Source organism: Tangfeifania sp. (assembly GCF_055108615.1).
On record NZ_JBSQIC010000001.1, the window covers coordinates 1 to 25,369 of the forward strand.

The 25,369-nt window shown below is 41.8% G+C and carries 25 protein-coding genes; 12 read left to right on the forward strand and 13 right to left on the reverse strand.

Annotated elements, in window-relative coordinates:
* From rsmG to ACTCNA_RS00015, 3 genes are all read right to left on the reverse strand, one after another.
* The coding region (gene rsmG, locus ACTCNA_RS00005; RefSeq protein WP_462945831.1) for a 16S rRNA (guanine(527)-N(7))-methyltransferase RsmG at window positions 1-470 on the reverse strand (470 nt) is incomplete at its 3' end.
* A gap of 8 nt (window positions 471-478) precedes the next feature.
* The gene (locus ACTCNA_RS00010; protein WP_462945832.1) at window positions 479-1,087 is read right to left on the reverse strand and encodes an RNA polymerase sigma factor; all 609 of its coding nucleotides are present in this window, start codon (window positions 1,085-1,087) and stop codon (window positions 479-481) included.
* On the reverse strand, window positions 1,069-2,220 hold the full coding sequence (locus ACTCNA_RS00015) for a glycosyltransferase family 2 protein (RefSeq protein WP_462945833.1): 1,152 nt from the start codon (window positions 2,218-2,220) through the stop codon (window positions 1,069-1,071). The genes ACTCNA_RS00010 and ACTCNA_RS00015 overlap by 19 nt, the downstream gene beginning before the upstream one ends.
* 192 nt (window positions 2,221-2,412) lie before the next feature.
* On the opposite strand from ACTCNA_RS00015, the gene tgt reads away from it, so the two are divergent.
* The 7 genes from tgt (at window position 2,413) to ACTCNA_RS00050 (ending at window position 10,724) form a co-directional block, all read left to right on the forward strand.
* Window positions 2,413-3,540: a tRNA guanosine(34) transglycosylase Tgt gene (gene tgt, locus ACTCNA_RS00020; RefSeq protein WP_462945834.1), complete on the forward strand. Its 1,128-nt coding sequence runs from the start codon at window positions 2,413-2,415 to the stop codon at window positions 3,538-3,540.
* 6 nt (window positions 3,541-3,546) lie between these two features.
* Window positions 3,547-4,632, forward strand: coding sequence for an LptF/LptG family permease (locus tag ACTCNA_RS00025; RefSeq protein ID WP_462945835.1), 1,086 nt, complete (start codon window positions 3,547-3,549; stop codon window positions 4,630-4,632).
* Between the two features lie 253 nt (window positions 4,633-4,885).
* The gene (locus ACTCNA_RS00030) at window positions 4,886-5,359 is read left to right on the forward strand and encodes a hypothetical protein (RefSeq protein ID WP_462945836.1); all 474 of its coding nucleotides are present in this window, start codon (window positions 4,886-4,888) and stop codon (window positions 5,357-5,359) included.
* A 395-nt stretch (window positions 5,360-5,754) separates the two neighbouring features.
* Window positions 5,755-7,233, forward strand: a complete 1,479-nt coding sequence (locus ACTCNA_RS00035) for a S8 family serine peptidase (RefSeq protein ID WP_462945837.1) — start codon at window positions 5,755-5,757, stop codon at window positions 7,231-7,233.
* 21 nt (window positions 7,234-7,254) lie between these two features.
* Window positions 7,255-8,511, forward strand: coding sequence for a hypothetical protein (locus ACTCNA_RS00040; protein WP_462945838.1), 1,257 nt, complete (start codon window positions 7,255-7,257; stop codon window positions 8,509-8,511).
* Window positions 8,512-8,826: 315 nt separating this feature from the next.
* Window positions 8,827-10,371 (forward strand): acyl-CoA carboxylase subunit beta, encoded by a 1,545-nt coding sequence (locus ACTCNA_RS00045; RefSeq protein WP_462945839.1) that lies wholly within the window; start codon window positions 8,827-8,829, stop codon window positions 10,369-10,371.
* 17 nt (window positions 10,372-10,388) lie between these two features.
* Entirely contained in the window at window positions 10,389-10,724 is a 336-nt protein-coding gene (locus ACTCNA_RS00050; RefSeq protein ID WP_462945840.1) for a biotin/lipoyl-containing protein, read from the forward strand.
* A gap of 213 nt (window positions 10,725-10,937) precedes the next feature.
* On the opposite strand, the gene ACTCNA_RS00055 is transcribed toward ACTCNA_RS00050, so the two are convergent.
* From ACTCNA_RS00055 to ACTCNA_RS00075, 5 genes are all read right to left on the reverse strand, one after another.
* Complete coding sequence (locus ACTCNA_RS00055) at window positions 10,938-11,279, reverse strand: hypothetical protein (protein WP_462945841.1); 342 nt, start codon at window positions 11,277-11,279, stop codon at window positions 10,938-10,940.
* Between the two features lie 150 nt (window positions 11,280-11,429).
* Window positions 11,430-12,233 carry a 4-(cytidine 5'-diphospho)-2-C-methyl-D-erythritol kinase gene (gene ispE / locus ACTCNA_RS00060; RefSeq protein ID WP_462945842.1) on the reverse strand — a complete coding sequence of 268 codons (804 nt, stop codon included), beginning with the start codon at window positions 12,231-12,233 and terminating at the stop codon, window positions 11,430-11,432.
* 23 nt (window positions 12,234-12,256) lie between these two features.
* Window positions 12,257-15,136 carry an aminomethyl-transferring glycine dehydrogenase gene (gene gcvP / locus ACTCNA_RS00065; protein ID WP_462945843.1) on the reverse strand — a complete coding sequence of 960 codons (2,880 nt, stop codon included), beginning with the start codon at window positions 15,134-15,136 and terminating at the stop codon, window positions 12,257-12,259.
* A gap of 124 nt (window positions 15,137-15,260) precedes the next feature.
* Complete coding sequence (locus tag ACTCNA_RS00070; protein WP_462945844.1) at window positions 15,261-15,899, reverse strand: MBL fold metallo-hydrolase; 639 nt, start codon at window positions 15,897-15,899, stop codon at window positions 15,261-15,263.
* Window positions 15,900-15,905: 6 nt separating this feature from the next.
* The gene (locus tag ACTCNA_RS00075; protein WP_462945845.1) at window positions 15,906-16,556 is read right to left on the reverse strand and encodes a protein-L-isoaspartate(D-aspartate) O-methyltransferase; all 651 of its coding nucleotides are present in this window, start codon (window positions 16,554-16,556) and stop codon (window positions 15,906-15,908) included.
* Between the two features lie 140 nt (window positions 16,557-16,696).
* Between ACTCNA_RS00075 and ACTCNA_RS00080 the strand changes: the two genes are divergently transcribed.
* Together ACTCNA_RS00080 and ACTCNA_RS00085 are read left to right on the forward strand one after the other, a co-directional pair.
* On the forward strand, window positions 16,697-17,572 hold the full coding sequence (locus tag ACTCNA_RS00080; RefSeq protein WP_462945846.1) for a hypothetical protein: 876 nt from the start codon (window positions 16,697-16,699) through the stop codon (window positions 17,570-17,572).
* Between the two features lie 95 nt (window positions 17,573-17,667).
* Window positions 17,668-19,083 carry a sugar transferase gene (locus ACTCNA_RS00085; protein WP_462945847.1) on the forward strand — a complete coding sequence of 472 codons (1,416 nt, stop codon included), beginning with the start codon at window positions 17,668-17,670 and terminating at the stop codon, window positions 19,081-19,083.
* Between the two features lie 231 nt (window positions 19,084-19,314).
* Here ACTCNA_RS00085 and thpR read toward each other — a convergent pair whose 3' ends face one another.
* Both thpR and ACTCNA_RS00095 read right to left on the reverse strand, forming a co-directional pair.
* On the reverse strand, window positions 19,315-19,890 hold the full coding sequence (gene thpR, locus ACTCNA_RS00090) for an RNA 2',3'-cyclic phosphodiesterase (protein WP_462945848.1): 576 nt from the start codon (window positions 19,888-19,890) through the stop codon (window positions 19,315-19,317).
* Between the two features lie 7 nt (window positions 19,891-19,897).
* Window positions 19,898-20,497 (reverse strand): DUF4294 domain-containing protein, encoded by a 600-nt coding sequence (locus ACTCNA_RS00095; protein WP_462945849.1) that lies wholly within the window; start codon window positions 20,495-20,497, stop codon window positions 19,898-19,900.
* A gap of 89 nt (window positions 20,498-20,586) precedes the next feature.
* On the opposite strand from ACTCNA_RS00095, the gene ACTCNA_RS00100 reads away from it, so the two are divergent.
* From ACTCNA_RS00100 to ACTCNA_RS00110, 3 genes are read left to right on the forward strand one after another with little or no spacing between them, the layout of a single operon-like run.
* On the forward strand, window positions 20,587-21,846 hold the full coding sequence (locus ACTCNA_RS00100; protein ID WP_462945850.1) for an arginine deiminase: 1,260 nt from the start codon (window positions 20,587-20,589) through the stop codon (window positions 21,844-21,846).
* A gap of 41 nt (window positions 21,847-21,887) precedes the next feature.
* On the forward strand, window positions 21,888-22,439 hold the full coding sequence (locus ACTCNA_RS00105) for an RNA methyltransferase (RefSeq protein WP_462945851.1): 552 nt from the start codon (window positions 21,888-21,890) through the stop codon (window positions 22,437-22,439).
* A 5-nt stretch (window positions 22,440-22,444) separates the two neighbouring features.
* The gene (locus ACTCNA_RS00110; protein ID WP_462945852.1) at window positions 22,445-23,740 is read left to right on the forward strand and encodes a DUF2851 family protein; all 1,296 of its coding nucleotides are present in this window, start codon (window positions 22,445-22,447) and stop codon (window positions 23,738-23,740) included.
* 5 nt (window positions 23,741-23,745) lie between these two features.
* Here the strand turns inward: ACTCNA_RS00110 and ACTCNA_RS00115 are convergent, their stop codons facing one another.
* The 3 genes from ACTCNA_RS00115 to ACTCNA_RS00125 are packed head-to-tail and all read right to left on the reverse strand — an operon-like array spanning window position 23,746 to window position 25,245.
* The gene (locus tag ACTCNA_RS00115; protein WP_462945853.1) at window positions 23,746-24,600 is read right to left on the reverse strand and encodes an NAD-binding protein; all 855 of its coding nucleotides are present in this window, start codon (window positions 24,598-24,600) and stop codon (window positions 23,746-23,748) included.
* Window positions 24,564-24,983 carry a cation:proton antiporter domain-containing protein gene (locus tag ACTCNA_RS00120; protein ID WP_462945854.1) on the reverse strand — a complete coding sequence of 140 codons (420 nt, stop codon included), beginning with the start codon at window positions 24,981-24,983 and terminating at the stop codon, window positions 24,564-24,566. Before ACTCNA_RS00120 ends, ACTCNA_RS00115 begins: the two co-directional genes overlap by 37 nt.
* Window positions 24,943-25,245 carry a cation:proton antiporter domain-containing protein gene (locus ACTCNA_RS00125; protein ID WP_462945855.1) on the reverse strand — a complete coding sequence of 101 codons (303 nt, stop codon included), beginning with the start codon at window positions 25,243-25,245 and terminating at the stop codon, window positions 24,943-24,945. Before ACTCNA_RS00125 ends, ACTCNA_RS00120 begins: the two co-directional genes overlap by 41 nt.
* Window positions 25,246-25,369 lie beyond the last annotated feature (124 nt).

The window sequence follows — 25,369 nt, forward strand, 5'->3', positions numbered from 1 at the left end:
TTTTGCTGTTTCAGTGAAATGTTGCTGCGCACCCAGTTTACAAATTCGGGCAAGCGGGTAACCGCGCGGCTCACTACAAAATCGTATTTGGTTTTTAGCTGCTCCACGCGGATTTGTTCGGCAGTGACATTTTCCAAACCGAGACTTTCAGAAACGGCTTTCACCACTTTAATTTTTTTGCCGATGGAATCGACCAGGTGAAATTTTACGTAAGGGAAGAAAATGGCCAGCGGAATTCCGGGAAATCCGCCGCCGGTGCCTACATCCAAAATTTCGGAACCGGGCGTAAAATGAATAAATTTGGCAATGGCCAGCGAATGCATCACGTGGCGCTCGTAAAATTCAGAAAAATCTTTCCGCGAAATCACATTTATTTTGGAGTTCCAGTCGGCGTAAAGCGGTTCAAGTTGTCTGAACAGTTCAATTTGTTCCGGGTTTAAATCGGGGAAATACTTCAGAATAATATCCATTTTATTTGTCATGCATTCCGGCTTATCTCCGTATTTTCAATTAATTTAAACAACATTTCGCGCGCCCTGAAAAGCTGGGCTTTTACGGTGCCCAATGGAAGATCCAGTTCTTTGGCGATTTCTTCGTATGAATATTCGCGAAAATAACGCAGCTCAACTAGCATCCGGTAGCGCGGTTTGAGGTGCCTTACTACACGATGCAGCAGAATAGCTTTTTGCTGCCTGATGAGTTTTTCCTCGGGGTCGGGCTCTTTCGATTTCAACCTGACGGCCTCGTTATTCTGACCGGATTCATTATTTTCTATGGTAACATAAGTTCCCTTCTTGCGGCGCAAAAAATCGATGCAGTTGTTTGATGCAATTTTAAAAAGCCAGGTGCTAAAAGCATAGGTAGGCGAATACTGATGAATATTCTTGAATGCTTTGCCAAATGCCTCAAGTGTGAGATCCTCCGCATCGTTGCGGTTATTCACCATTTTCAGCAACATAAAATAAATGGCATCTTTATAGCGGGCAAGCAACCGTGTAAAGGCTTTCTCGTCGCCATCAAGTGCTCTTTGCACTAGTTCGTAGTCGTGAAGTGCCTTTTCTGACAAATTTATTTTTGGTTCTTCCATTTTTGGCTGCTTCGGTTTAAAAATAAATAACCACTGTAACCCAACTTTAAATATGGCATAAATAACGCATACACTAACGAAGATAAGAATAATTTACGTTCATTCAAACGTTTTAGGATTATTTTTATGATAAACGAAAATACAATAATATAAATCAACAGAAGTGCTGAAATCAAGGGCCATAATTCAATAAAAAATAAGTAGAGAATTACTGCAAAAGGCAAAAAAGCCAGGGTAAAAATTTTTTCAAGCCAAATAACCAGCCTTATACCCAAAGGTAAATAAGTTCGAATTCGCCTTTCTTTTATCAACAACTCGGCGAAATGCCTGCGCTTAACTGTCATCTCTTTTCTAATTGCAGTTTGGTGAGTAAAATTAATTTCAACAGAACTCTTCTTAATAAATGTATTGATGACCAGCTCCAGGTTAGCAAAAGGTTCTTTTACTTTTTGGCCAAAACCACCAGCCTCAAAATACATTGATTTACGAAAAGCAACATTCTCTTCGAAATTGATATAAGGAAGGCCGTTTAAAATAAAGCCGCAACTTTTCAGTTGCTGAAAAAAACTTTCGGATCGGTACAAGCAGTTAAAAAATTTACCGGTGGAAATAATATTGGAGTAGTTCACCACAACATTTTTGGCTTCTCCGGTCTGCGATGAAACGAATTTCGCCCATTTCTCTCCCGTGAATGAAATCCCGGGCGGAATTACCGCTACCCATTCATTCCGGGCTGCTTTCAGGGCAATATTCCGGGCCATTTTTTCTGAATAGCGTGTTTCCTGGGGCAGCGAAGAAATCCGGAGGTTTTTATAGTTTGCTTTTAAAACGCCTAATACCGAAAGCGAATTGTCCTGCGAAAAATCATCAACGGCTACAATTTCAGAATCCGGTTTGACCAATGCAAACAGCGGTGGCAAATTCTTTTTCAGGTTCAGGTCCTCATTTCTGAAAGCCAGCAGCAATGAAACAGGAGAATAGCCAACGCGTTCAGGTTCTTTCAGAAACAAAACCCTGCCTGTGAATAAAAAAAGATAAATTATCTTCAACAGATAAATAACCAAAAATGTATCAATTATCACCCATTCATAAACTTGCAAACGGGCAAAAGCAGCCAACAACGATTCAATCATCAGATAGTAATAACAGAATAAAAATAACCCGCACCAAAAATGGTAACATTCGTTTCAATTTCAAAATATTTTATTCGTGAAAAGCCACAAATCATTTCTGTTCCGAATTAGGATTAATTAACACCTTCAACCCAATTGTTTTCAGGTGCAATTCGGGCAGAATGGCTATATTTGCCACCGCTAAAAAAGGTTATGGAGTTTAAGGTTACAGCAACAACAAGCAATTCAAGAGCAAGGGCAGGTGTTATTACCACTGGCCACGGCACTATTGAAACACCTATTTTCATGCCTGTGGGCACAGCGGGCTCGGTAAAAGGAATCCACACCCGCGATTTGCAGGAAGACATTAAAGCACAAATAATTTTAGGCAATACGTACCACCTCTACCTCCGCCCCGGGATTGATGTAATTGAAAAAGCCGGGGGACTGCATAAATTCAACAGGTGGGACGGTCCCATTTTAACCGACAGCGGCGGCTACCAGGTTTTTTCGCTGGGCGACATCCGCAAACTCACCGAAGAAGGAGCGCGGTTTCAGTCGCACATCGACGGATCGTACCACATTTTCACACCCGAAAATGTAATCGATATACAACGCTCAATCGGAGCCGACATTATGATGGCTTTCGATGAGTGCACACCCGGTGATGCCGATTATGCTTATGCAAAAAAATCACTTGAGCTAACTCAGCGCTGGCTCGGCCGCTGTATTAACCAGTTTGACAACACTCAACCCAAATACGGTTACAGTCAAACGCTTTTCCCCATTGTTCAGGGAAATACTTTTACTGATTTGCGGCAGAAAGCCGTTGCTCATGTTAAATCGTATAATGCCGACGGCTATGCCATCGGTGGCCTTTCGGTTGGAGAACCCGAAGAAGCCATGTACGAAATGACCGAAGTTTGCACGGCCGACCTTCCGGAAGACAAACCCAGGTACTTGATGGGCGTGGGAACTCCCGTAAATATTCTGGAAGGAATTGACAGGGGTATTGACATGTTCGATTGCGTTATGCCAACACGCAACGGCCGCAACGGGATGCTTTTTACATCGAGTGGAATCATAAACATACGAAATAAAAAATGGCAAAACGACCACTCGCCTGTCGATGAAAATGGCACTTCCTTTGTTGATCAATATTCAAAAGCTTATTTAAGGCACCTGATTATTTCAAACGAAATGCTCGGGGCACAAATAGCCAGCCAACACAACCTTGCATTCTACTTGTGGCTGGTGAAAACGGCCCGTCAAAAAATTACAGAAGGCGGTTTTAAAAGCTGGAAAGAAGAAATGACAGAACGACTAAAAGAAAGATTGTAGGAGGTAATGAAATTTTATAAAACCATCGACATATACATAACCAAAAAGTTTTTGGGAACTTTTTTTTATGCTATTACTTTAATACTTAGCATTGCGGTGGTTTTCGACATGTCAGAAAACCTGGATGAATTTTTGTCGAAAGATATTCCCTGGTCAACCATTATTACAGAATATTACCTGAGCTTTATCCCCTATTTCGCCAACCTGTTTAGTCCGCTGTTTACATTTATTGCAGTAATATATTTCACATCGAAAATGGCGTACAACACCGAAATTATTGCCATTTTAAGCAACGGTGTTTCTTACCGGCGGTTAATGCGGCCCTACATGGTTTCTGCATTAATTCTTGCCGCTTTTTCATTTACACTCGGCAATTATATAATTCCACCCGCCAACCGGACAATGAATGAATTCCGGCAGTTTTACATCGATAACAACAGGCAAAGCGTTTCAAACGAACGGAATATCCACCGCCAGATTGAACCCGGCGTTTTTATTTACATGCAGAGTTTTAATGCAAACAACGTGGGATACCGGTTTACTCTCGAACGTTTTGAGGATTCCAAACTGGTAGAAAAAATAACGGCAGACAACATCAGATGGGATGAAGAGTCGGGCAAATGGATTATTAACAACTGGTGGAAAAGAACCATTTACGATGACCATGAAGAGTTTGAAAAGGGCTACCGGCTCGACACCACACTAAACATGACTCCTGAAGATTACAAAGTGATGAAAAACGAAATGGAAAATTTCACTACCCCGGCACTGAAAAAAGAAATTTCAAAAATGAAACTGAGGGGAGTGAATACAGTGGAATGGGAAATTGAAAGGCACAAACGAATAGCCGGTCCTTTTTCTGCATTTATACTTACAATAATTGGTGCCGGGCTTGCCTCACGTAAAATAAAAGGCGGACTCGGGTTACACCTTGGACTCGGGCTGCTGCTCAGTTTCTCCTATATTTTATTTTTACAGGTTTCCACAGTTTTTGCAATAAGCGGAAGCACCTCTCCTTTCGTTGCCGTTTGGATTCCCAACCTGGGTTACAGTGTTATTGCGTTCTTCGTATTCCGCTGGGCAGCAAGATAAAATAATTAGATATTCCGAACAAACACCCCATTTTTATTTAATCTGCTGTAAAACAGAAAAAAAATTTACAAAAATTGAAAGGAGGTCAAAATTTGTCCTCCTGAAGATTTATTTTTAAATGGAATATTTTAAAAATGAATATTTTACACTGTTTTTACGTAATATAAACGTATTTATTTATATGGCCTGATTGCCGACGGCAACCAGGTAGATATGTAACGTATGATTTTAACGGAATAGGAGGAAATGAATTATGAAAAAGTTATTAAAGTTTTTATTGGTTGGGGTTGCTTGTACAACTCTTTACGCAGGGTGTAACAACATGGTAAATAATGATATAATAGTAAATTACCCAATAGATGTGGACGTAAGTGATTTTAGCTTAACGGAAACTGCCTGTAATTGGAGTTGGCAAACAATAAAGGAAGATACAGTCTATGTTATTAATTCGGCAGAACAGTTTCTTATGTTTATTACTTGTCAGAAAGATGAGACTCCTGCAGTTGATTTCGAAAAACATTCATTGCTTCTTACCAAGGGTGGAACTACAAGTGGCGTTCATAAAATCGACCGGAATTTACAGCAAACTTCAATCAATGAATACAAACTAACGGTTGATATAACGCTGGAAATGACGACAGTGGCGCAGGGATGGATGATAGCGGTACTCACTCCGAAACTTTTAAGCAGTACTACAATTGAATTAGATGTTAAACAACATTATTAATTACCCCATTATGAAACAACAATATAAATATATCATTTTGCTAATATCTGTTCTTTTCTGTTTATTAGCCAAAGGTCAACCAACAACATTTTATTATTATCAGGGAGAAAAATTTTATTTGGGGATCGACTATTCCCGGATATCGGTAGTATCGGAAGGGGAAATCCCTTTGGATAAAATAAAAAAACAGAGTTGTTACATCCAATTTTATCATTAAAAATCAACAGAAAAGTTTTACTATACAAAATATAATTTCTATTAATAAACAAGACATAGATATTTTCACGACTGAAATAGAATTTCCGGATAAAATCGATAATGAAGAATATCTTTCTATAATTCAGAACCTTCAAAATGAAGAAAGTATATTAAAAGTATCTCCAACTTATACCATTATGGATAAGAAGCTGGGTCTTTCCAATAACTTTTATGTAAAGCTTTATAGGACAGACGATGCAAAGATTCTTTATGACATGGCAAAAAATTATTCAATACAAATTTTGGGTTATAACGAATTCATGCCATTATGGTTTACGTTGTCTTGCACAAAAGAAACTTCTTACAACGTGATAGAGGCGGCGAATGTCTTTTTCGAGTCCGGATTATTTGAAAGCTCAGAACCTGAATTTTTGTATCATGATCTTGTAATATCAAACGATCCATATTTTACTAGTCAATGGGGATTAAAAAATACTGGTCAATACGGTGGAACACCCGGTATTGATATTAATGCAGAAGAAGCATGGAATATAACGACCGGTTCTTCGAACATTCGGGTTGCAGTATTTGACCATGGTTTTGAAATGAATCATCCGGATCTTCAAAATAATGTGTTTGGAACTGGATACGACGCTACAACAGGTACAAGTCCTGCATGGGTTCGAGGAGACCATGGTACAGCTTGTGCTGGAATTGTTGGTGCTCAACAGAACAATTCCATAGGAGTTAGTGGGGTAGCTCCTTCTATCAGGTTAATGTCAATAAGTATTAATCTTCTTTTTTCAGACACTCCTCAGCAATTAGCCAACGGTTTTAATTGGGCTTGGCAAAATGGAGCAGATGTTATAAGTAATTCATGGGGAGGTTATACTCCCTCTTCTATAATTGATGATGCAATTACTAACACTTTAAATAATGGACGAAACAATAAAGGAACGATAGTTGTTTTTGCCGCGGGGAATGAAAATAATACAAATATAAGATATCCGGGGAATAGCAATCCGGATATATTGGTAGTTGGAGCAATAAGTCCTTGCGGTGAAAGGAAAAGTTATACTTCCTGTGATGGGGAATGGAGATGGGGTAGTTGTTACGGCACACAGTTAGATATAGTAGCACCAGGTGTACTAGTTCCTACAACTGACAGGCAGGGAACAGCTGGTTATAATCCCAATGTTCCTTTACACGTAAATAGTGGAGGAAACAAGATAACTACTGACTTTGCAAATGAAGATTATACTGTCTGGTTTAATGGCACTTCGTCAGCATGCCCTCATGTTGCAGGTACCGTTGCTTTGGTTTTAAGTGTGAATCCTTCTTTAACAGTACAGCAAGTTAATAATATCATTGAATCCACTGCTCAAAAAGTAGGCGGTTACAATTATCAAACAACGCCCGGCCGTCCGAACGGCACATGGCATCAGGAAATGGGATACGGGCTGATAGATGCCTTTGCTGCTGTTCAGGCGGCAGATTGTCCGATAATTGTTGTAAGTGGCATTATTTCAACTGATATTACGTATTCCGATTGTATAATTGAAGTGGTTAATGCAACCATTCAGAACAATGCGGATGTAGTATTCGATGCAGAAGAATACACCCTCATAAACGGGACTTTTGAAGTTGAAACAGGTTCAATATTAGAAGTGAAATAATTGTAAAAAAGCCATAAAATCATGAAAGCAAAAATTTTTACCTTTCTTGCATTGGGTTTATTTCTGGGTCTCGCTTCCTGCAACATCACAGGCGATCCTGTGGAACAACCGGTAACAAAAGAAACGTTTAGCGGTTACGTGCAGAAATGGCCGTTTATCAGTGGCTCTTCGGTAGTCCTATCGGAACTGGATACAGAATTAAACCAGACCGGTCGCAGTTATTTCACCACCGTAACCGGCAACTCGGGCAGTTTCGAGCAAAAACAGGTGGAACTCATCTCTAACTACGTGCAACTGAAAGCGGACGGTTATTATTTTAACGAAGTGAGCGGAAAGTCGTCGCCGGGGCAGCTGACCCTGTATGCTACGGCAGATATTTCACAGGTCAGTTCGGCCAATGTGAATGCGCTGACGCACCTGGAAAGAAGCCGGGTGGAATACCTGGTGCAGCAACAGGGGCTTTCGTTTGATGCAGCCAAAGCGCAGGCGCAGCAGGAAGTGCTGGCTCTGTTCGAGCTGGAGCTGCCCGGGGATGCAACTCCCGAATCGTTAAACCTGACCAATAACGGTATCTTGCTGGCTGTTTCGTGCATTTTACAAGGACAATTGTCCACCGCCGGCATGTCGGAATTAATGTCGGGAATTATATCCGATATTAAAACTGACGGAACACTGGATAATCCTTCGCTGGGTTCGCAGTTGATTGATAACGCACGCCTTGTGAGTAAGGCAGCCATCCGCCAAAACCTGGAGGAGAAATATAGCGAACCGGGCATGGGAAACGTGGATATTTCGGATTTTGAAAGCTATGTGCAGCAATTTATGGATGAAACAGCTTACGAACCGAAAACCTTTATCACCTATCCCGAAACCGGTAGTCATGGATTAAATATCCTGGCTGAAGATGTTACTGTGATAAAAGCCTATAACGGTCACAGCACAAAGAATAATTTTTATTCCATGAAAGCGGAGCTGCCTGAAGGTACAAGCTTAAAAGTTGTACTGAAAGAAGGCTTGTGGTACTACCGTAGCCTTCCCGCTCCCGAAAACTGGACGGTTGGTAGTTATGATGAAGCAACCCGTTCACAGGTTTTTACCGTTGCCCAAAGCGGTGTCCCGAACGACCTGAGGATTACCGTAGTAGCAGGTGAGATTACCGTGGAATATTACGAAAACGGGGCTAACGTCCCTACACGGGTAAAACAATTAACAGCAGAGACTGAGATTATTACACCGCCCGACTCTACTAATATAAAAAGTGGATCATACCTACCCTAATCTGTAAGCAAGGCCAGTGTTATGTCAAATATAAATTACCTGAATGTCTCCCGTTGATATTGTCGATATATACAAAAATTATCAGCGGGAATCTGCGAAATTGTACGAAGGACTCCAAGTTCTTCCAACAATCCCCCCTTCCACCATTCAAATAAAAAATATAATTATTCGATGCAGTTGAATCAAACTGGATTAAATTCCGTAACCTAAAACAGGAATTCAAGGCTGCCGACTGAAAAAATTTATAATTTTGCCACGATTAGTAAAGAAACGCCCTGTTGAAAAAAGGGAATTTTAAATTTAAAATCAAACTTTATGTCATTAAGAAGTAACGTTCTTGATCTTCGGAAAAGAAAAAGGGAAGTTCAAAAAGGCGGTGGCGACAAAGCCATCGAGAAACAGGCCAAAATGGGTAAATTAACTGCCCGTGAACGTATCCTGGCCCTTTTGGATAAAAACTCCTTTCACGAATACGACCTGTTTGTAGAACACAGCGCCAAAGATTTCGGCATGGAATCGAAAGTACTACATGGCGATGGTGTGATTATCGGTACAGGAACAATTTACAACAAACCAGTGTGTATTTTCGCCCAGGATTTCACCGTGGCCGGTGGCTCGCTGGGAATGATGCACGCCCGGAAAATTACCAAAATAATGGATCACGCACTGAAAATGCGCGTCCCGTTGATTGGAATTAACGATTCGGGAGGTGCCCGTATCCAGGAAGGTGTAAATTCGCTTGCCGGATACGGTGAAATTTTCTTCCGCAACACCCTGGCTTCCGGTGTAATTCCGCAAATTTCAGTAATTCTCGGCCCCTGTGCAGGCGGGGCGGTATATTCACCCGCACTTACCGATTTTGTTTTTGTGGTTGAAAACATTTCAAAAATGTTTATTACCGGACCAAGTGTTATTAAATCGGTTCTGGGCGAAGAAATCACGATGGAAGAACTTGGCGGTGCCCGCGTTCATGCCGAACTTACCGGCAATGCCCATTTCTTTTCAACCAGCGAACTGGAATGTTTCGAGCAGATTAAAAAACTAATCAGCTACATTCCGCGAAACAACGGAACAAAAGCATTGCCTTTTCCGCCAAAACCACCTAAAAAAGGGAAGAAAATTGAAGATATTGTTCCGGGAGACCCACGCATTCCCTACGATGTTCGTGACATCATAAAAAGTGTTACCGACAGTTCTGATTTTTTTGAAATTATGGAAAGCTTCGCCCCGAACATTGTAATTGGTTTTGGCCGTATGGAAGGCGATACCGTTGGGTTTGTGGCCAACCAGCCAATGGTCCTGGCCGGAGTGCTTGACACCGACAGTTCTGACAAAGCAGGCCGGTTTATTCGTTATTGCGACGCGTTTAACATTCCTATTGTTACTTTTGAAGATTTGCCAGGCTACCTGCCAGGTGTCGATCAGGAACATGCAGGTGTAATCAGGCACGGGGCAAAAATTCTTTACGCTTACAGCGAAGCTACCGTTCCAAAAATTACTGTTATTTTAAGGAAAGCTTACGGAGGTGGTTACATCGCTATGAACTCCAGACACTTGCGCGCCGACTTTGTTTTTGCCTGGCCAACCGCTGAAATTGCAGTAATGGGCCCCGAAGGGGCTGCAAATATTGTTTTCCGGAAAGAAATTTCGGAAGCTGAAAATCCGGAAGAGGTACGGCAGGAAAAAATTCAGGAATACAAGAAAAAATTTGCCAATCCTTATGTAGCAGCAGCCCAGGGATACATCGACGAGGTTATTGAACCGAAAGAGACAAGGGGAAGAATTTTGCATGCGATGAAAGTTTCGGAAAACAAAAGTATTGCCCTGCCTAATAAAAAGCATGGTATTCCTCCATTTTAAACCAAAAAATTACTGGCATGACAGAAAAAAACAAAAAATTAAAAAGTTTAGTGGTCCAGGGAACGGTTTATCAAACCAACTTAACATGGAAATTCGAAAACAGGGTGAAATGGGAAACACCAAATCCCAACTACATTTATTCGTTCATACCCGGTACAGTTATTGACATTTTTGTGAAACCGAAAGAGAAAGTCAAAGAAGGTGAAACCCTTTTACTCCTCGAAGCAATGAAAATGCAAAACCAGGTACGGATGCCTTTTGACGGACAAATTGTAAAAATCCACATAAAGAAAGACCAGGTAATACCTAAAAAATACCTGATGCTTGAAATTAAACCACTAAGATTAAAGTAGTTTAAAAATACAATTACGCGAATAATTCAAAACCGTGCAAATCATTTTGTGCGGTTTTTTATTTTTAAAAATGCACTTTCATTTTTTCCTTTGCTTAAATATAAGTCAAATTAAACGACAAGAAACCTGAAAAAGCATTAAAAAAAGGCTGTTGTTGCCAACAGCCTTTAAAAATCTAAACTTAAACTAATCGCGTAATTTATTCTCCTTTTCTCAGTTCCAATATACTTCGTTGGTCATCCAGTTTTCAAGCATCAAATCTTGTTCTGTTTCGGTTAACGGATACTCAAAATTGCTCAGTCCCCAAGTGTTTTCATTTAACATCCAGTTCTGAAGTTCAAGACTTTCTTCCTGGAATTCAGTGGCATAATAAGTTTCAAACTCATTCCACTTGCTTTCATTAACCATCCAGTCTTCCAGCTCCAAATCAGTTTCAACAATGTTTTCAAGGCCTGAGACAACTACTACTCCTGTTTCTTTCGCATCAACATTTCCTGCAATTATAATTGTAAAAAGAAATGTTGCTAAAATAATTTGTGTTAATCGTGTTTTCATTGTTTTCTGTTTTTCTTGTTTAATTGTCTTGTTTTCTAAAAATTGTTTTCAGTTATATAGACTAATAACTGGTGCAAAGGTTACATCTCTTTTTGTTAAAAAGAATAAAAAACAAGTTAATGGGAAAGAAAACTCGGCGAATGCCGAATTTCAACGGTAAATATAAATACCTCGAGGTATGAAATTATCGAAATCTGCCGGTAAATGTCGAAAGATACCAAAAACAGCCGAGCCGCTTCCGGTCATTGAGGCGTAAATAGCCCCCTGTTGGCAAAGGATTTCCCTACATTTTTTTATTTCAGGGTAGGCCGAAAAAACACTTTTCTCAAAATCGTTGATGACCGCTTCTTTCCACTTTTCAACAGGCAATTTAGCCAGCTCAGCCAGGTTGAAATCCGTGTGGCCCGGAACAATATTTCTGTAGGCTTCCCGCGTACTTACTGAAAAACCGGGTTTGAGTATTACGATTTGAAATCCAGAAAGGTCAATATCAACCGGAGAAAGCTCATTGCCAATTCCTGCAGCAAAAGCAGGTTTATTATCGATAAAAAACGGGCAGTCGGCCCCGAGCGTCGATGCATACTTTTTCAAATTTTCTGAGCTAATTTGCAGAGAGAAAAAATCATTCAGAATTTTTAACGTGAATGCGGCATCGGCAGAGCCACCACCGAGGCCAGCGCCAAAAGGAATATTTTTATGCAGGTAAAAGTGCACAGGGGGCAAATCAAAATCTTTACTGAGCAAATGCCACGCTTTCAGCACGAAGTTTTTTTCCGGAGGGCCATCCACCTCAATTCCCGATGTGGTCAGTTTCGTTTCCCGCGATTCTACCATTTCAAGGGCATCAAAAAGTTGCACGGGGTAAAAAACCGTTTCCAGGTTATGGTAACCATCGGGTCGTTTGGAAACCACATGCAGGCCAATATTAATTTTTGCATTCGGAAAAACTATCATAACCAAAAAATTGGCAGTAAATTTTATTCTCCGTCAAAAAGCTCATACTCTTTGGGAGAGCCGCAGGTACAAATCAGGTTCCTGTCGCCCCAGGCATTGTCAACCCTGCCAACCGGCACCCAGAATTTGTGCTCTTTCAACCAATTGCGCGGCCATGCAGCTTTTTCTCTTGAATAGCTGTGTTCCCATGCATCAGCGCTTACTGTTCCGGCAGTGTGAGGAGCGTTTTTCAACACGTTATCCTCCTTGTCGGCCATTCCGTTTTCAATTTCTTTAATTTCGTTGTAAATAGTATTTAAAGCATCGATAAACCGGTCAATCTCTTCTTTCGATTCGCTCTCGGTGGGTTCAACCATAAGTGTTCCGTGAACCGGGAACGAAAGCGTGGGCGCATGAAAACCGAAATCCATCAGGCGTTTGGCAATGTCCTCTTCGGTAATTCCCGCACTGTTCCTGAAATGCCTGCATTCCAAAATAAGTTCGTGGGCTACCCGGCCATTCTTGCCTTTGTACAAAACCCCATAATTGTTTTCAAGCCTTTTGGCAATGTAGTTGGCATTTAAAATGGCCAGTGCAGTTGCTTTTTTAAGCCCCTCAGCACCCATCATTTTTATGTACCCGTAAGTTATTGGCAACACCGATGCACTTCCCCAGGGTGCCCCGGCAACGGCATTAATTCCAATGTGCCCGTTGTTCATAATCGGGTGTGAAGGTAAAAACTCAACAAGGTGTTCGGCCACGGCAATTGGGCCAACTCCCGGACCTCCCCCTCCATGCGGAATTGCAAATGTTTTATGCAGGTTTAAATGACAAACATCGGCCCCGATTATGCCGGGTGTAGTCAAACCTACCTGGGCATTCATGTTGGCCCCGTCGAGGTAAACCTGGCCTCCGTTATCATGAATAATCCGGCACATTTCTTTTATTGACGACTCAAAAACCCCGTGCGTTGACGGGTAAGTAATCATTATTGCAGCCAGTGAATCTTTGTGTTCCGAGGTTTTGCTCCTTAGCTGCTCCAGGTCAATATTCCCGTTTTCATCGCAGTCAACAACAACTACTTTCATGCCGGCCATTACCCCGCTGGCGGGGTTTGTACCATGGGCAGAAGCGGGGATTAGCACAACATCCCGCTGACCTTCTCCCCGGTTTTTATGGTATTCGCGAATAACCATCAGTCCGGTATATTCTCCGGCAGCTCCGGAGTTGGGCATCAGGCTCACATCGGCCATTCCGGTTATTTCGGCCAAATCGCGTCGCAGCTCTTCCATCATTTCGTGATAACCGCGGGCCTGATTTTTTGGCACAAACGGGTGCAGGCCGTTAAATTCAATCCAGCTTAGTGGCAACATTTCGGTGGCAGCATTCAGTTTCATGGTACACGATCCCAACGAAATCATTGAATGCGTAAGCGAAATATCTTTGTGCTCGAGCCTTTTTATGTACCTCACCATTTCGGTTTCCGACCGGTATTTGTTAAACACCTCCTGGGCCATGAATTCCGATTTACGCGCAAAGGCATCGTCAATTGTAAATCCATTTGGGTACTCATGAACAGTTAGCCATTTTTTGTTGGCAGCTTTTGCAAAAACTTCCAGTATCCAGGTCATGTCCTGGCGGTTGGTGGTTTCATCAATACTAATTCCCACATCACCATTTTCAAAATACCTGAAATTCATTTCCAACTCAAGCGATAACCACTCAATATCCTCGCGTTTCACATGTTTGGGCAGTTTAAACCTGATGGTATCGAAAAAGTTTTTATTGATCTGCCTGTAGCCGAGTTTCTCAATTTCGGTTGCCAGGAATGCCGCAATGTTATGAATGCGCTCTGCAATCATTTTTATGCCTTCGGGCCCGTGATAAACGCCAAAAAAACCGGCCATGGTAGCCAAAAGTGCCTGCGCCGTACAGATGTTTGATGTTGCTTTTTCGCGTTTAATATGTTGCTCGCGGGTTTGCAGCGCCATACGAAGGGCGCGGTTCCCGTGTTTGTCTTTGGTAACACCAATAATGCGGCCGGGCATATTACGTTTGAAAGCTTCTCGTGCAGCAAAGAATGCGGCATGCGGGCCACCGTAGCCCATTGGAACACCAAAACGCTGACTGTTGCCAAAAACAATGTCGGCACCCCACTCGCCCGGAGGTGTTAAAAGAGCCAGTGAAAGCAAATCGGTTGCCACAGCCACTTTAATGTCTTTTTCGTGGGCTTGTTCTGTTATGGTTGAATAATCCAAAATCTCCCCGTCAGCATTGGGATATTGAAGGATGACTCCAAAAACCTCATCGGTAAAATCAAACGATTCTTTGGACTGAATCCTGAGTTCGATGCCCAGCGGATTGGCCCTTGTTTGCAGCACATCGAGGGTTTGAGGCCAGATTTTTTCATCAACCATTACAGTTTTCACGCCGGCTTTTGCCATTTTCCGCGGCCGCTGGTTAAACATCATAATCATGGCTTCGGCAGCTGCCGTTGATTCGTCGAGCAACGATGCATTGGCAATATCCATGGCAGTGAGTTCGCAAACCATTGTCTGGAAATTCAATAATGCCTCCAGTCGTCCCTGCGAAATTTCAGCCTGATAGGGCGTGTACGATGTGTACCACACCGGATTTTCCAACACGTTACGCAATATTACAGCAGGAGTGATTGTATCGTAATACCCCATCCCAATATAAGTATTGAATACTTTATTTTTTTCGCCCAGGCTTAAAATTCTTCTGAAATAACGCCGCTCGGTCAGTCCTTCCTGCAATTTCAGCGGTTCTTTCAACCTGATATCGTCCGGAATAGTTTCATCAATCAACTCATCGATTGACGAAACCCCAACCGTTTGGAGCATTTCTTTTATTTCGTTCTCGCGCGGGCCTATATGCCGGTTAACAAATCGGTCGTGAAACATAATCTTATTGTTTTGGATGAATATATTGCAATTATAAAATTTAACAGGAATGGAAAAAATGATTTTAAACCAGTTCCTTTATTTTGGATGAATCATTTTTCAAACACCCTGATTATTTCTATTCTCAGGTTAGAAACGGATTAGATGATTTTTCAAAGCCGAGCGTTGTTTCGGGCCCGTGCCCGCAATACACTTTGGTTTCGTCGGGCAGATTGAAAAGCTTGTTTTTGATTCCTGAAATCAATGTGTTGTAGTCGCCACCCGGAAGGTCTGTACGGCCAATACTGCCATGAAAAAGCACGTCGCCTGCAATCAATTCCTTGTTGGTTGCTGCATAAAAAACTACGTGCCCTGGTGAGTGCCCCGGAACATGGATGATTTTAAATTCAGCATCTCCAAACTTCAGCGGTTTGTTTTCAGCATAAAAGGAATCAATCGGATTGACTGGCTCCATTTCAAACCCGAACATTTCTGCCTGTTCGATGGATTTTTCAACCCAAAAAGCATCCTCCTCGTGAGCGTAGAAAGGAATTGAATATTCTTCCCTTAAAAATTCCACTCCCATTATATGGTCGAAATGACAATGGGTGTTGGCAATCATGACCGGGGTTAACCGGTTTTCCGAAATAAAATTTTTTAGTTCCTCTTTCTCCACATCGAAGTAAAAACCCGGATCTACAAAAATACATTGCCCGGTTTCGTCAGAAATTACATACGAATTCTCCTGCAACGGATTTACAACAAACTTTTTAACTTTAATCATACACAATTAATTTACCGTTCCTTTTAACAACGGGACAAATACAAATCCCCCGTGTTTTTCTGTTTTATAATCATCTTCTGAAATTCGTTCTACCACCAACATTTCCTGATGATTTTGATGCCCAACGGGAATAACCATTCGCCCGCCAATTTTGAGCTGTTCTTTCAGTTCCGGCGGAATTGACGAAGCTCCGGCAGTGACCAAAATTTTATCGAAAGGTGCAAAACCGGGAAGGCCTTTGTAACCGTCGCCAAAAAAGCAGGCAGGGTGGTAGCCAATTTCAGGCAAAAAAGATTGCACTTTCAGAAAAAGTTCCTTTTGCCGCTCGATGGTAAAAACTTTCGCCCCCATTTCGAGCAATACCGCTGCCTGGTAACCAGAGCCGGTTCCAACTTCCAGAATTTTATCATTTTTTTCAACCTCCAGCAGTTCGGTTTGAAACGCCACCGTGTAGGGTTGTGAAATGGTTTGGCCGGCCCCAATTGGGAAAGCCTGATCTTTATAGGCAAAATGAATGAATGAACTTTCCATAAACAAATGGCGCGGCACTTTCCGGATAGCCTCCAGCACATCAGGGTTTCTGATTCCTTTCACCTTCAATCCGTCAGCCAGTTTTTTACGCATCCCTTTATGGCGCAAATCGTCCTTCTCTGTCATGTTCAACTAAATTATGCTGTAAAAATAAGGGTTTCCAACCGATTTAAACATCTACCCTCTTCTACAATATTAACATTTAAAGTTGATAAAATAATGGATATTTATTAAAAAGGGAAGCCCCTGAACTCTATATTTGTTAAATGCTGAAACTGGGTTTAATAGGAGACATCAAACAACTGGAGCCTTACGCGAAAAAACTGGAAAAACAGGAGGACATCCACATTACCGGAAAATCGTCGGCAGGAACAAATACCGACACCGGAAATTTTCATTTTTCCATCCCGGAGTTTAACCGGATAGAATTAATCGAACGCGCTGATGCCCTGCTAATCAACCGTTTTTCGTTGCTTCCGTTTGATTTACTAAGCACCATTGTAAAAAAAAGGAAACACATTTTTGCGGCAGAGTACCCTGGGTTACCTGTTGAAAAATGCAGGCAAATTGCCAACCTGGCCACAGAAGCCCAAACAGTAATACAGATTATTAACCCGTTTTATTACCTGCCAGCGGTACAATGGTTAAACCACAACCTGAAAAAACCTGCTTTTATTGATATTTCCTATTTTAATAACGAGCCTGAAATTTCCCAACCGCTGCTCGCCCTTCTTTTAATGCTTAAAGACATTACAGGCACATTGCCAAAAAAAATCGGGGCAGTCTCTTTTCATTCAGCCGAAAATAAAACAGATTTCAAAAATGTACGGCTCGAATTTGGAGATGCATCCGCAGTGAACCTTAATTTTGGAAGTGCAAATACTGCCAGTGAATTTAAACTTAAGGCATGGACTGCCGGACAGGTTATTTCTTTTGATTTTGACACCCGGCATTACGCCTGTAATAATTCCAGCATTGAAACAAGCCCTTTTAAAAACATCAGCGAAACAGGAAGTTTTGCGAAGGGAATTAGCAACATAAACCGGAACCTGACCGGCATTGAAGACTATTTGTCAGTATTACAGGCTGTTGAAAAAATCAACCTGAAATTAGACCAGTTTTCAATTTCTCAAACCCGCTAAAAAGTTACTTTTGCCGCAATATTTTTCAGGCTGGGGCGTTACATGTACGAAGTTGCAAAGAGCAACAATTCCGGACTGAACTTAACCGGCTTGTAATGAACAGAAAGTGGCAGATTGCCAAATATTTAGTTTTTGATTTTTTTGCTGCAGCAATAAGTTGGACTGCCTTCTTTATTTACCGAAAAGCAGTTATCGAACCTCAACTTTTAGGTATCGAAGTTCCCATTGAATTTACCCACCGCTATTACATGGGGCTGGCAGTAATTCCTGTTCTTTGGCTCCTGTTTTACTATATAACCGGGTTTTACGATAACATTTACAGGCGATCGCGGTTGCTGGAACTCGGACAAACTTTTTTCACTTCATTAACCGGGGTAATTGTCATCTTTTTTGCCCTCATACTTGATGACTTTATTGGTTCCTATAAACATTATTACAACCTTTTTTTCACCCTTCTCGGACTTCATTTTTCCCTTACCTATTTTTTCAGGCTGATTTTAACAACCCAAACCATTCACCGAATTCATAAGCGAAAAATCGGATTCAATACCCTTTTGATTGGCAGCAACGAGAAAGCAGAAAAAGTGTACAAAGAAATGTCGAGCCAGAAACGGCCGGCCGGAAATCTTTTTACAGGTTTTGTGGGAGTTGAAAACAACGACGACAGGATACTCGGAAAATACCTGCCCCAACTGGGCAAAATTAATCAGCTAAATGAAATAATTGAAAGGCACAATATTGAGGAGGTAATTATTGCCACTGAAACCCGTGAACACGAAAAATTAAACGGAATTTTAACCGTACTTGAAAACCGGCAGGTAACCATCTGGGGGATCCCCGATTTGTACGATTTCCTTTCGGGCACTGTTAAATCAAACGCAATTTATGGTAGCCCGCTCATAAAAATATCAAACGGGCTGATGCCCGCCTGGCAGGAAAGAACCAAACGTTTGCTGGATATTGGGTTGTCAATGATTGCAATCGTTGTTTTTTTGCCTGTTTTCCTGGTTCTTGCAACCATTATAAAAACGACTTCAAAAGGGCCGGTAATATACAAACAGGAAAGAATAGGGAGGTTTGGCAAACCATTTAAAATCCTCAAGCTTCGCAGTATGGTTCATGGAGCAGAAAACGGCAGACCGGCGCTTTCGAGCGAAAACGACGAACGCATTACAAAAATCGGCCGGTTTTTGCGCAAGACACACCTCGATGAAATTCCACAATTTTTTAACGTGATAAAAGGCGACATGTCGCTGGTCGGCCCCCGGCCCGAAAGAAAGTTCTATATTGAACAAATTGTGAAACAGGCACCACATTACACCCACCTGCATAAACTCAGGCCGGGTATCACCTCATGGGGGCAGGTAAAATACGGCTACGCTTCCAACGTGGAAGAAATGCTCGAACGACTGCCTTATGATATGGTGTATCTGAAGAACATTTCGCTTTACATCGACTTTAAAATACTCATTTACACACTCATGGTAGCTTTTAAGGCGAACGGGAAGTAAAATGTTCCACGAATACAAAATTGCATGAATTTCACAGTTCTTCGGGGGGGTAACCGGATGTACTGCAATTAACGGAAATAAAAAAAGGAGAGCCGCCACAAGGAGGCAGGCACTCCCGTAAACGGGATTACGGGTTTCTGATGTTTTCCCAGCCTTGATGCCCCAGCTTAATAGCCTCTATACTGGTACTCAGGTCAGTGGTCGAACTCTCCGTTCAGTAAAGTTACAACATTAAAATGAATTTAAATCAATTTTTGCAATAGATCTGTATTCGGGCCCGTGAGGCCTCAAAACACTCCGGTAAAAAATAATTTCATTGATTTTTGCAGTTTGCATGAATGTGTCCCTGTATTTTTCCACCGCCTCGTAAAACGCTTTTTTGTTTTTCAGGTATTTTATCCGGGCCAGCGTAAGGTGAGGTTTGAAAGGTCGTCTTTCAGCTTGAAACCCCAGTGTTGTCAACCGGTTATCTATTTCAGCCGCCAGCTGTTGCAATATTTCGCCTTCATTAACAGGTACAAATAAAACACGCGGCATTCCCCTGTTCTTGAAAAAACCCAGCCCTTCAAGCCGAAAAGTGAAAGCAGAAAACATTTTAGCTGCCTGATTGAGTTCCTCGCCAATTTCATCCACCTGCGACGGGAGTGTATCGCCCAAAAATTTCAGGGTGAGGTGCAGGTTATTAGGCTCCCCCCATTTCACCTGTTCTCCGGCAAGTTTTTGCTTCAGGTCTTTTATTGTTTCCTGCAAAACAGGTGAAGGCTCAACTTTTACGGCAACAAATGTTCGCAAAAAATCTGTCATCATATTAAATTTAAAGGTAGCCCACTTCAACAAGGGTTACAATCTCTTCCAAAACACGGTCTTCGCCCTCAGGGTCGTACTCCGATTTTAAATCGCTGCCAAACAGCCGCGCAATTCCCTGCCAGAAAAAGGCACTGAACCCGCCCCTGAATTCTTTGATAAGCGTATATGAAGTGCGCTCAGCTTCACGGTCAATTAATTTGAGCAAAATCCTGCCTTCAGAAATACTCATGCGTTTCATTTCGTCTTTGTACTGATCGAGGAGCTGCTGTTCCAGGTCTTTCATCAATTTTTTCTTTTCCCTTTCACTTTCCAGTTCATTGTAAATTGGTTCATATTGCTGAAGCATTTCGCCCGCAAGTTTGGCATACGGAAGCACCTTTTTAACTTTACGAACCAGCCTGTTGTACCGTCGCCTCTCCCTCCGGGATTCAAACTTCCGCTCAGGGATAACCCATATTTCCTGTATATTTTTATGGATAATTGTATCGCCGTCTTTAATCATCCCCATCATAATATCGGAAGTATCTTTGACCTGTGCCTGTGCAACAAGCCCGAAAAACAGTGAAACGACAATTAAGAAACTTTTATATTTAAAAATTTTCTTCATTTTTAATCTTAACGAAGATATCTGTTTTCAATTATTACACGTGCAAAGTTTATATCTTTGAACCGTTTTTACAACTATAAATTTACAGAATGCAAACGAATATAAATTCAGAAATTGGCAAACTGGAGGGAGTCATTATTCACCCGCCGGGCTCTGAAGTGGAAAACATGACACCGGAAAATGCGGAACGGGCACTTTACAGCGACATCCTGAATCTTTCCATTGCCTCGCAGGAATATGCGCAGCTCGCACAGGTTCTGAAAAAAATTTCAAAAGTTTTTACCATAAAAGAACTGCTGGCAGATATTCTTGATAACAACGCAGCAAAGGATGAGTTGCTCCAACGAATTTGCAACCATGAATGCGTTACCGGAATGGAAGAAAAACTTGCCCGGAACAGTTCGGAAACACTTGCCAATCTGTTAATTGAAGGCGTTTTGCTTGAACGAAATAATTTAACCAATTACCTGAGCAACGAAAAATTCCTGATGCGCCCGCTGCACAACCTTTTTTTCACCCGCGACTCAGCCATGGGGATGAACGGTAATATGCTCATCGGCCGCATGGCCAACCCCGTTCGCGAGCGCGAAGCTATGATCTCGGAGGCCATTTTTAATTACCACCCACTTTTTGAAACCACCACGCTCAATCCGCTAAAACCACAAAACGGAATTCCTTTCGACAACAAAGCAACGCTTGAAGGCGGCGATTTTCAGGTCATCCGCGACGACATTTATGTTATTGGAACAGGCATGCGCACCACTACACAGGGAATTGATTTTGTGATTGAAAATATCAAACAACACCAAAAAGGAATCCACCATCTAATTGTTCAGGAGCTTCCCTCCCAACCCGAATCGTTTATTCACCTCGACATGGTTTTCACCAACCTGAACACCGATGAATGCATGGTTTACGAACCAGTGGTTTACGGGTTGAGCCGCTATAAAACCATTTATATTCAAATTGATAACGGGAAGGTTAAAATCAGTGAAAAACCCAATATTCCAGAAGCGCTGAAACAACTGGGAATTGATTTAAAACCCATTACCTGCGGGGGCAAAAAAGATCCCTGGACGCAGGAACGCGAGCAATGGCACAGCGGAGCCAATTTTCTGACATTTGCCCCCGGCAAAATTATCGGGTACGAACGGAATGTTAACACGCTGGAAGAACTAAACGACAACGGTTACGAAATTATTAAGGCAGTTGATTTGATTGCAGGAAAAGTAGATGTGGATGAGTACAACAAATACGTGGTAACCATTGCCGGTTCTGAGCTGGCCCGTGGCGGTGGCGGTGCCCGCTGTATGACCATGCCGTTTAAACGCGCTGCCGTGAACTGGTAGGAAAACGCAGTTTGAAATTGTAAAAAACAAGCCAGATAAAAATGCGAAAACTCAAAATAAACGAACTCAACCGGCTTTCGACCGAAGAATTCAAACAAACCCAAAAAACGCCGCTGGTAGTTGTACTCGACAATGTTCGCAGTTGCAACAACATCGGTTCGGTATTTCGCACCTCCGACGCTCTTTTGGTAGAAAAAATTTACCTCTGCGGAATTACCGCAACCCCGCCCAACAAAGAAATCCACAAAACGGCCCTCGATGCCGAAAAAACAGTAGAATGGCAATATTTTGAAAAAACCGAAGATGCCTTAAAAAAACTGCACGAAAACGGGTATAAAATATACGCAGTGGAACAGGTTGAAAACAGTATTTTGCTACCCGATTTCGGACCGTCACCGGATGAAAAAGTGGCACTGGTATTTGGAAACGAAGTTAAAGGAGTTCAGCAAAAAGTGGTGGATTTATGCGATGGAGCCATTGAAATTCCGCAGCATGGCACCAAACACTCTTTCAATATTTCGGTAAGCGCGGGAATTGTTTTGTGGGATATTTTTCAGAAAATGCGTATTTTTATTCCTGAATTGAAAAACTGATTAGCATGAATTCCCCGAAAACTGTTCCGGAAGAGTTTATCCATTTTATTTGGGAAAACCGGCTTTTTCATAACAAATCGTTGAAAACCGTGTCGGGCGAAATGGTTGAAATTGTAAAAACCGGCCGCCGAAACACCAACGCCGGTCCCGATTTCTTCAATGCTCAGGTAAAAATTGACGACACACTTTGGGCAGGAAATATTGAAATCCATAAAAAAGCCTCCGACTGGGAAAAGCACAATCACACCAGCAACAAAGCCTACGAGAATGTAATTTTACATGTAGTTGAAGAAGCCGACAAATCTACATTCCGGATGAACGGCACCGAAATTCCAACCCTCGAAATTACCTGGCCCGAACAATTTACCCGCAATTACCGGAAACTGCTCGACTCCAAATCGTGGATTGCCTGCCAGGAGCAATTTCACCAGGTAGATCCGGTTTTGCTGAAGCTCGGATTCAACCGGCTGATGATTGAGCGGCTGGAAAATAAAACCGGCGAAATTGAAAAACGCCTTATTGAAAACAAAAACAACTGGAACGAAACTTTTTACCAGATGCTGGCCCGCATGTTTGGTTTTAAAGTGAATGCCGTTCCGTTTGAATTGTTGGCCAAAGCGGTGCCCATGCATATCCTGACCAAACACAAAAGCAACCTTTTCCAACTGGAAGCCCTGCTGTTCGGGACTTCCGGGTTGCTGAACGAAGAGCTCATTGGCGATGAATATTTTATCAGGTTACGCGAGGAATTTTCATTTCTCTACAAAAAATACAACCTGAAAACCGTTGAACCCCACCTCTGGAAATTCATGCGATTGCGGCCGGTAAACTTCCCCACCATCCGTATTGCCCAGCTTGCCCAACTGATACGAAAATCACAGGGCCTTTTTTCAAAAATCATTGAAACCGATGATCTGCCCGGGCTGAAAAATTTATTTGAAGTAAAAGCATCAGCATACTGGGATTCGCACTACCGGTTTAACAAAAACACCACTCGCAGCCAGCCAAAGGAACTGGGCGAAACGTCAATAAACACGCTCATAATAAATGTTGTTGCGCCATTTCTGTTTGTTTACGGTGAAAAACAAAACCAGGAACACCTTAAAAACCGTGCGCTCGATTTCCTTGAGCAATTGCCTGCCGAAAAAAATTCTATCGTAAAAAACTGGGAAAGCCTGGGAATTCAGCCACGCTCGGCCTTTGAAACACAGGCTTTAATAGAATTAAAAACCCGTTATTGTGAACAAAAAAAATGTTTGAACTGCCAAATTGGGAACAAGCTGGTAAAAACCTCTCCATGAAAATATCAGGATGAAAACAATTCCCCAGCCAGGTTCGCCTGCTCAGGGTTTCCCAGCACATAAATAACATCATCTTTCAAAAACCTGGTTTTCAGCGTTGGGTGTTCAATAACTTCTGCGCCTCTTTTAACTGCCAGCAATGTAACGCCTGTTTTCTTTCTCAAATCACTTTCGCCCAGTGTTTTCCCTTCCGCAACAGAACCCTCTTCTACTTTAATTGCTGAAATATTTACATTGGGTAGTTCATCGAGAATGGAAGTCCGCTTCACCATATCTTTTTCGCTGAATGCCCCCAGGTTCATATTTCGTATGTGAGCCAGCATCCGGTTTATCTCTTTCTGCGGGTAAAGTTTCTTCATCAACACGCGGTTGAAAAAGTCGATGGCAATCTCAAATTTTTCGGGAAAAACATGGTCGGCACCAAGCTCATAAAGTTGTTGTACATTTTCAATGTGACTGGCGCGGACAATAACAAAAGCATTACTGTTCAACTTTTTTACTTTTTCAATAATGGCCATTGAAGGAATAATATCAGCAATAGAAATCACTACCTCTTCGGCTTTGTCAACATGCGCTTTCAGCAAAACAGGTTCATTCACCGCATCGCCGTAAACCACATTATCGCCGGCATTCATTTTCTCTTTTGCCACAGTGGGGTCGAAAACCACCGAAACATGTTTAATATTGTAATGTTTTGCCATTATGGAAAGTTTCAGCGCACTGGGATCTTTGCCGATAATTACCAAATGATTTTTAAAATCGGGAATATCAACCTCTTTTAGTGGAAACAACCCGTTAACCAAAAATCCGGGGAGTGGCATTTTTAAAAACATATTGGCCACAGGCAGCGAAACCCCCATAAAAAAGGTGTTATTGCCATTGTTATAACTGTAACCGCCAAAAACAACTGGTAAGAAAATTCTGAAAGAATATTGTAGCTAAAACCCACTTTGGCCAGAATAAAAGAGAACTCACCTACCTGACTGAGTGCAAGCCCAATAAGAACAATTCCCCGAAAAGTGTGCCCCAGCACAAAACCCGTGATTGACGCAATTATTGATTTCAGAAAAATAACGAGCAAAACACTTCCGGCTACCAGTAAAATATTGTCGGTTACAAACGACAGGTTGAGCAGCATGCCAATGGAAACAAAAAAGAAACTTGTAAACGTATCTTTAAACGGTAACAAGTTTCCAAAAGCATTATGACTGTATTCCGATTCTGAAATCATTAACCCTGCCAAAAAACACAATTCTTCGGATGCGCAAAAGGTGTTTCAGCGAAAACTCCAGCCCTATGGTAAACAACAGAAATACGACACCAATTTCAGCGAGAATTTCAATATTGTGCTGTTCATGAACAAGTGCCAAAAGATGAGGCCCCGCAATAATTCCGGTAAGCAGGTAACCCACAACGGTGGGAATTTTCAACCGTGTAAACAAGAGGTTCACAAAAGTTGAAAGGGCGAAAATGATAACAATGTCCCGTAAAATTGTCAGCTCCATACTTTTATTTGGTATTATCAACACAAGATAATTCATTTTAACAAAAGTTGGACGGCTATAATAAAAAAAAGGTGCCTGTTACCGACACCTTTTTTAATCCCCGATTAATTCAGGTTAAGCATTA